Genomic DNA, 7,383 nt, shown 5'->3' on the forward strand with positions numbered 1-7,383 from the left:
ACGATGCGTCACTATGAAATCGTCCTGCTGATCCATCCGGATCAAAGCGAGCAGGTCCCCGCGATGCTCGAGCGCTACAAGGGCCTCGTTACCGCAGCCGGCGGCAAGGTCCACCGGGTCGAAGACTGGGGCCGGCGACAGCTGGCCTACATGATCAACAAGCTCGCGAAGGCGCACTACCTGTGCCTGAACATCGAGTGCGGCAAGGAAACGCTCGCCGAACTCGAGACCGGCTTCAAGTTCAACGACGCGGTGCTGCGCCACCTGACGGTGGCCAAGAGCAAGGCCGAAACCACGCCCTCGGTGATGATGAAGGCGGTCGAGCGCGAGGAATCGCGCAAGGCGCCGGCGTCGTCCCAGCAGCCGCAGCAGCAGGAGGCCGCGGCCTGATCGACGCCTCCGCTGCCGCAGGCGGCGCCCTCGGCGAGGCGGGTGGCATCAACCACACCAGCCTCGACGCGCAGGTGATCGAACGCGGCGCGATGCGCTACACGCCCGCCGGCTTGCCGGCGCTGGACTTGACGCTCAGGCACGAGTCCACCGCCAGCGAAGCTGGCATGGCCCGCAAGGTCGCCCTGGAGCTGAAGGCCCTGGGGATCGGCCCGGTGACGAAGCAGCTGGGGAGCATCGCGGTCGGTTCCGCCGCACGTTTTTCCGGCTTCCTCGCCACCGCGCGCAATGGCCGGGGCGTCGTGTTGCACATCACCGAAGTCCGCACCGCCTCCATTTGATCGACGACCCAACATCGCAAGTTCGCAAGGAGTTCATATGCCCCCGCCCCGTGGAAAAGGCCGCTTCGGCAAGGACAAGCGCCCGAAGCGCAACACCCAGTCGCTGCTGTTCCGCCGCAAGCGCTTCTGCCGCTTCACCGTCACCGGCGTGACCGAGATCGACTACAAGGATGTCGATACGCTGCGCGACTTCATCGCCGAGAACGGCAAGATCACGCCGGCCCGCCTGACCGGCACCCGCGCGTTCTTCCAGCGCCAGCTGTCCACCTGCATCAAGCGCGCGCGCTTCCTGGCGCTGCTGCCCTACAGCGACCAGCACAAGGTCTGACGAGGAGCATCCCGCCATGCAGATCATTCTTCTGGAGAAGGTCGCCAACCTCGGCGGCCTCGGCGAAGTCGTCAAGGTCAAGGACGGCTACGCGCGCAACTTCCTGATCCCCACCGGCGCCGCGCGCCGCGCGACGGCCGAGGCGATCAAGGCCTTCGAGGCCAAGCGCGCCGAGTTGGAGAAGGCCGCCGCCGAGAAGCTGGCCGCGTCGCAGGCCGAAGGCGAGAAGCTCGCCGGCAAGACGCTGACCACGACGCAAAAGGCCGGGGTCGACGGCCGACTGTTCGGCTCGGTCACCAATCACGACGTCGCCGAATTGCTGAACAAGGCCGGCTACAAGGTCGTGAAGTCGCAGGTGCGCATGCCCAACGGACCGTTGAAGACCGTCGGCGAGCATGCGGTCACCGTCGCCCTGCACACCGACGTGGTGGTGGACGTGAACGTCACGGTGGTCGGCGAAACCGACTGACGAGCGCACGTCGTTTGCTTGCGGAAGGCCGGCACTGCCGGCCTTCTTCGTTTGTGCGATACGTTATCCACTGCACCGCACAGCTTCTTCACAGTTTCTGCGCTGCGTCGTCAACAAGGGGTCGGCCCGGATGCTGCCCACGAAGCGCTCGACGAGGATCAGGACATGTTGAGAGTCGTTCAGCCCGGCGACCCGTCGCGCGGCGAGAGCGAGGTCGCGCACCTGCGCGTGCCGCCGAACTCGGTCGAGGCCGAGCAGAGCGTGCTCGGCGCCTTGCTTCTCGAAAGCAACGCCTGGGATCGCGTGGCCGACGTGCTGATCGAGAGCGACTTCTACCGGCACGAGCACAAGCTCATCTTCAGCGCCATCGGTGCGCTGGTCGACAAGAGCCAGCCCGCTGACGTCATCACGGTGCTGGAGAAGCTGCAGTCGACGGGCAAGGCCGACGACGCGGGCGGCATCGCCTATCTCAACGCGCTGGCGCAAAGCGTGCCGAGCGCATCGAACATCCGGCGCTACGCCGAGATCGTTCGCGAGAAGGCCGTTCTGCGCAAGCTGATCGAGGCAAGCGACGAGATCGCCACCGCGGCCTTCAACACGCAAGGCCGGGCCGTCACGCAGATCGTCGACGAGGCCGAAGGAAAGATCCTCAAGATCGGCGAAGAGGGCTCGCGTTCGCAGCAGGGCTTCTTCACGATGGAGAAGCTGTCTCTGCAACTGATCGATCGGGTGCAGGAGCTTGCCGATCACGGCGCCGAGGAAGTCACCGGCGTGCGTTCCGGGTTCTACGACATCGACCGCATGACGGCGGGCTTGCAGCCGGGCGATCTGATCGTGCTGGCGGCGCGGCCCAGCATGGGCAAGACCGCGCTGGCGTTGAACATCGCCGAGAACGTCGCCGTGCACGAGGGCCTGCCCGCCGTCGTGTTCTCGATGGAAATGGGCGCGGCGCAGCTGGCGTTGCGCATGGTCGGCTCGCTCGGGCGCATCGACCAGCAGCACCTGCGCACTGGCCGGCTCGGCGACGACGAATGGGGCCGCCTCACCGAAGCCGTCGACAAGCTCAGCAAGTCGAGCATCTTTATCGACGAGACCGCCGCGCTCACGCCGAGCGAGCTGCGCGCGCGCGCGCGCCGGCAGGCGCGGCAGTGCGGCAAGCTCGGGCTGATCGTCGTCGACTACCTGCAGCTGATGAGCGGCAGCGGCGGCGGCAGCGAGGAGAACCGAGCGACCGTGCTCGGCGAGATCTCGCGCGGCCTGAAGGCGCTGGCGAAGGAGCTGCAGTGCCCGGTGATCGCGCTGTCGCAGCTCAACCGCAGCGTCGAGACGCGCACCGACAAGCGGCCGATGATGAGCGACCTGCGCGAGTCGGGCGCGATCGAGCAGGACGCCGATGTGATCATGTTCATCTACCGCGATGACTACTACAACAAGGACGCGTCGAAGGAGCCGGGCGTCGCCGAGATCATCATCGCCAAGCAGCGCAACGGCCCGACGGGCACCGCGAAGCTCACCTTCCTGAAGCCGCTGACGAAGTTCGACAACCTCGCGCCGGGAAGTGCCGGCAGCGACTACTGAGGCGGCGGCGAGGCCGATCGGCGGGCCTCGTCAGTGGAAGTCCCGCGAACTCGTCCCCAGCCGCCCGAGCCACGGCGTCACGTCGACCAGCCGGCGTGCGACGAGATGCATCACGTTTTCGGGCGACTTCTGCCACTCGCCGCCCACCGCGAGCAGCCGTGAGCCGAGCAGGGCCTGACGGTACCGCTCGCGCACGCGCTTCCAGACGATCACGTTGACGGGGCCCGTCTCGTCTTCGAGGGTGACGAAGATCGTGCCCTTCGCGGTCTCGGGCTGCTGGCGCATCACCACGATGCCGCAAGCCCAGGCACGTGCACCGTCGCGCAGCGCGGCCAGTTCGTCGGCATTGCGCCAGCCGCGCGCGGCCAGCCGCGGGCGCAGCAGCGCAAGAGGGTGGCGGCGCAGCGTGAGACCGGTGGCCGCGTAGTCGAACAGGATCGCCTCGCCCTCCGGCGCGGCCGGCAGCGCGAGCGGCGCCTCGTGCTGGGCGGCGTCGGCGAGCAGGGCGGTGCGGCGCTGCTGGCCGGTCGCGGCCCAGACCTGCTCGCGGCGATGGCCTGCCAAGCCGGCCAGCGCATCGGCGCGTGCCAGCGCCTGCAACTCGTGCGGCTCGAGCGCGGCGCGGCGGGTCAGGTCGTCGAGGCTCGCGAACGCCCGGCGGCCACGCGCCTGCATCAGCCGCTCGGCCGCAGGCCGGTTGAAGGTGGCGGCCATGCACAAGCCGAGTCGGATCGCCGGCTGGGGCGCGGTGGCCGAAGCAGGCACGGCAACCGATGACGCGCGCGGGTCCGCTGGCTCCAGCGTGCACTCCCAATCGCTGTGGCGCACGTCGATGGAGCGCACTTCGATGCCGTGCTTCCTCGCGTCCTGCACCAGCTGCGACGGCGAATAGAAGCCCATCGGCTGCGAGTTCAACAAGGCCGCGGTGAAGATCGCCGGCTCGTGGCACTTGAACCATGCGCTCACGTAGGCGAGCAGCGCGAAGCTGTAGGCGTGGCTCTCGGGGAAGCCGTATTCGCCGAAGCCCTTGATCTGCTCGAAGATCTTGCGCGCGAAGGCTTCGTCGTAGCCGTTGCGCTGCATGCCTTCGACGATGTCGCGCTCGTACTTGTCGACATGCCCGCCGCGGCGCCAGGCGGCCATCGCGCGGCGCAGCGCATCGGCCTGGCCGCCGGTGAAGCCGGCGGCGATCATGCAGATCTGCATCACCTGCTCCTGGAAGATCGGCACGCCGAGGGTGCGGGCGAGCGCCTGGTCCAGCTCGGGCTTCGGCGACTTCGCGTCCTCCTTGCCTTCGCGGCGTTTGAGGTAGGGATGCACCATGCCGCCGCTGATCGGGCCCGGCCGCACGATCGCGACCTCGATCACCAGGTCGTAGAACTCGTGCGGCTTCAGGCGCGGCAGCATGCTTTGCTGCGCGCGGCTCTCGATCTGGAAGACGCCGACGGTGTCGGCGCGCTGGATCATTTCGTAGGTCGCGGCGTCGTCCTGCGGCACGGCGGCCAGGTCCCACTCGAGGCCGCGCTGCTGGCGCATGAAGCCGAAGCAGCGCTTCAGCACGGTGAGCATGCCGAGCGCGAGCACGTCCACCTTGAGCAGGCCGAGCGACTCGAGATCGTCCTTGTCCCACTGGATGACGCAGCGATCCTTCATCGCGGCGTTCTCGATCGGCACCATCCGCGAAAGCTCGTCCTTGGCGATCACGAAGCCGCCGACGTGCTGCGACAGGTGGCGCGGAAAACCCATCAGCGTCCAGCTGAGTTCGAGCCACTGGCGGGTGATCGGCGCATCCGGGTCGAAGCCGGCCTCGCGCAGCCGCGCGGGCAGCTGATCGCGCGCGTCGAACCACTGATGGCTCTTCGCGAGCCGCGCGATGCGGTCTTCGTCGACGCCGAGCGCCTTGCCGACGTCGCGCACCGCGCTGCGCACGCGATAGGTCGCCAGCGCCGCGGCGAGCGCCGTGCGGTGGCGGCCATATTTGCCGTAGACGTACTGGATCACCTCCTCGCGGCGCTCGTGCTCGAAGTCGACGTCGATGTCGGGCGCTTCGTCGCGCTCGCGGCTGATGAAGCGCTCGAACAGCAGCGTCGTCCGGGTCGGATCGACCGAGGTGATGCCGAGGCAGAAGCAGACCGCCGAATTCGCGGCCGAGCCGCGGCCCTGGCAGAGGATCTTCTCCCGGCGTGCAAAGCACACCACGTCGTGCACCGTGAGGAAGAAGGCTTCGTAGCGCTTCTCCTCGATCAGCGCGAGCTCCTTGTCGATCTGCGCGAGCACCGCGGCCGGCACGCCTTGCGGGTAGCGCGCGGCTGCACCGAGCCGGGTCAGGTCGGCGAGGTGGTCGATCGCGCGCTTGCCGGGCGGCACGATCTCGGCCGGGTATTCGTAGCGCAGGTCGTCGAGCCGGAATTCGCACTCGGCCGCGAGTGCCGCGCTGCGTGCGAGCCATTCCGGGCGGTAGAGCCGTTCGAGCACGAGCCGCGGGCGCAGATGCTGCTCGGCGTTGGCCGGCAGCTCCAGGCCGCAGTCGTGCACGCTGCGCTTCAGGCGGATCGCGGTCAGCACGTCGAGCAAGGGCTTGCGCGAGCGCGCGTGCATGCGCACGTCGCCAGCGGCTACCAGCGCGACGCCGCTGGCCTGCCCGACCTCGATCAACCGCTCGGCAAGCGCGTCGTCGTCGGCGCGGCGCAGCAGTTCGACGGCGATGAAGGCACGCGGGCCGAAGCGCGCCTGCAGCGTGCGGGCCTGCGCGAGCAGCGTGGCGCGGTCGTCGCCGCGATCCGGGATCAGCAGCGCGAAGCAGTCGGGCGCGCCGCTCGCGTGGCCGGCGCCGGCGAGCGGCGCATCGAGATCGTCGATGCCCAGCCGGTAGCCGCCCTTGGCGCTGCGCATGCGCCCGCGCGTGATCAGCCCGCACAGCTGCGCATAGCCTTCGCGGTTCTGCGCCAGCAGGACGAGGCGCAACGCGGGTTCGCTCGCCGTCGCGTCGAGCGCGAACTCGCTGCCGATCACCAGGCGCATCGGCACGCCGGCCTTGTTCAGCGGCTTGAACGCCTCGTGGGCGCGCACCACGCCGGCGACCGAGCACTCGTCGGTGATCGCGATCGCGTCGTAGCCCAGCTGCGCAGCCCGTTCGACCAGCTCGCCGGGATGCGACGCGGCGGTCAGGAAGCTGAAGTTCGAGCGGCAGTGCAGCTCGGCGTAGGCCGGCAGGCGCGGCCGTGCCGCGTCCGGCGGCGGCCTCGGCGGCAGGGCCGGGCGCGGCTCCTTCGGGGGTGCGGGTTGCGGCATCGCGCGCCTTCAACCGAACCAGCCGTGCAGGAACCAGCGTGCACCGCGCTCGTCGGCTTCGAGCCGGCGCTCGCGATAGATCCAGCGCAGCCGGTGATCGCGGCCTTCGGCGACGTGGTAGTCGCGACAGACCAGCGCGCCGTCGAACCAGCCGGCCTCGATGCGCTCCGGCCGCGAGCGCAACTGCAGGGGGCCGCCGCCGTGCAGCGGCCGGTCGTGCGTGTCGCAGGCCAGAGACTCGGGAGGATCGAGCAGCCAGGCGGGGCGGGCGAGCCGCTGCGCCGTCGATCGAGGCATCGGTGGCTTCGCCTCCACAGCCGCGATCGCCGCCGTCATGCGCTGCGCGCGCTCGGGCCGATGGTCGGCCTGCGGCTCGCAGCGCAGCACGCGCTCGGCGCCCAGGCGTGCGGTGAGCCGATCGAGCAGCGCCGCGTGATCGATCGCGTCCCCGCCGGCCACCGGCAGCAGCTCGCCGGGCCGCCCGCCGTGCGGCACCGAAGCGTCGAGCTCCAGCGCGATCTCGTAGACCGGCGCGGCCAGCGTGAGGCGGGCGAGCCGCTCGCGCCACAGCAGCGCGAGCTGGTCGGCATCGCGGCTCGGGATCGAAAGCCGCAGCAGCAGCCGCGTATCGGGCAGCGGCGCGCGGCCATGCTCGTGACGCAGCCGCAGCGCGAGCACGCTCGCCGCCTCCCAGCGCAATTGCAGCCAGCCGATCAGCGCCGGCAGCAGCGCCTGCACCGCGGTGTTCAGCGAGGCGGCATCGTCGGCCCGCTGCATCAGCTCGCAACGCAGCGCGAAGCGCTCGGGCACCGGCAGCCAGGCGCGCGGGTCGGGCGCGTCGCCGTAGGCACGGTCGAGCGCGCCCGGCAGCTCGCGGCCGAAACGGCGCTGCACGCCGGCGCGCGGCAGGCCGCGCAGATCGCGCAGGCGCCGCAGGCCCAGCGCCTGCAGCGCCTGCCACTGCGTGGGCGACAGCACCGACAGCG

General features: G+C 69.9%; 7 protein-coding genes. 5 read left to right on the forward strand and 2 right to left on the reverse strand.

Going from position 1 to position 7,383, the window contains the following annotated elements; all coding sequences use genetic code 11:
• The first annotated feature begins 3 nt into the window (after positions 1–3).
• The 5 genes from rpsF to dnaB all read left to right on the forward strand — a co-directional run bounded on the left by rpsF (position 4) and on the right by dnaB (position 3,106).
• A complete protein-coding gene (gene rpsF / locus VFR90_RS12940; RefSeq protein WP_326406551.1) occupies positions 4–390 on the forward strand; it encodes a 30S ribosomal protein S6 in 387 nt (128 codons plus the stop codon).
• A 47-nt stretch (positions 391–437) separates the two neighbouring features.
• Positions 438–731 (forward strand): primosomal replication protein N, encoded by a 294-nt coding sequence (gene priB, locus VFR90_RS12945; RefSeq protein WP_326406562.1) that lies wholly within the window; start codon positions 438–440, stop codon positions 729–731.
• Positions 732–768: 37 nt separating this feature from the next.
• Positions 769–1,059: a 30S ribosomal protein S18 gene (gene rpsR / locus VFR90_RS12950; protein WP_326406552.1), complete on the forward strand. Its 291-nt coding sequence runs from the start codon at positions 769–771 to the stop codon at positions 1,057–1,059.
• A gap of 16 nt (positions 1,060–1,075) precedes the next feature.
• Complete coding sequence (gene rplI, locus VFR90_RS12955) at positions 1,076–1,528, forward strand: 50S ribosomal protein L9 (protein ID WP_326406553.1); 453 nt, start codon at positions 1,076–1,078, stop codon at positions 1,526–1,528.
• 165 nt (positions 1,529–1,693) lie between these two features.
• Entirely contained in the window at positions 1,694–3,106 is a 1,413-nt protein-coding gene (gene dnaB, locus VFR90_RS12960) for a replicative DNA helicase (protein ID WP_326406554.1), read from the forward strand.
• 30 nt (positions 3,107–3,136) lie between these two features.
• On the opposite strand, the gene VFR90_RS12965 is transcribed toward dnaB, so the two are convergent.
• The gene (locus tag VFR90_RS12965) at positions 3,137–6,397 is read right to left on the reverse strand and encodes an error-prone DNA polymerase (protein WP_326406555.1); all 3,261 of its coding nucleotides are present in this window, start codon (positions 6,395–6,397) and stop codon (positions 3,137–3,139) included.
• Positions 6,398–6,406: 9 nt separating this feature from the next.
• Positions 6,407–7,383 (reverse strand): DNA polymerase Y subunit UmuC family protein (locus VFR90_RS12970; protein WP_326406556.1); only part of this gene is annotated, 977 nt, incomplete at its 5' end.

Origin of the sequence: Methylibium sp. (assembly GCF_035762065.1) — a bacterium.
Classification (GTDB): Bacteria; Pseudomonadota; Gammaproteobacteria; order Burkholderiales; family Burkholderiaceae_C; genus Methylibium.

Bases quoted from the DNA above. Each gene is read 5' to 3' on its own strand.
- dnaB (WP_326406554.1), top strand. From the start codon at position 1,694: ATGTTGAGAGTCGTTCAGCCCGGCGACCCGTCGCGCGGCGAGAGCGAG.
- rpsF (WP_326406551.1), top strand. From the start codon at position 4: ATGCGTCACTATGAAATCGTCCTGCTGATCCATCCGGATCAAAGCGAG.
- VFR90_RS12965 (WP_326406555.1), bottom strand. From the start codon at position 6,397: ATGCCGCAACCCGCACCCCCGAAGGAGCCGCGCCCGGCCCTGCCGCCG.
- rpsR (WP_326406552.1), top strand. From the start codon at position 769: ATGCCCCCGCCCCGTGGAAAAGGCCGCTTCGGCAAGGACAAGCGCCCG.
- rplI (WP_326406553.1), top strand. From the start codon at position 1,076: ATGCAGATCATTCTTCTGGAGAAGGTCGCCAACCTCGGCGGCCTCGGC.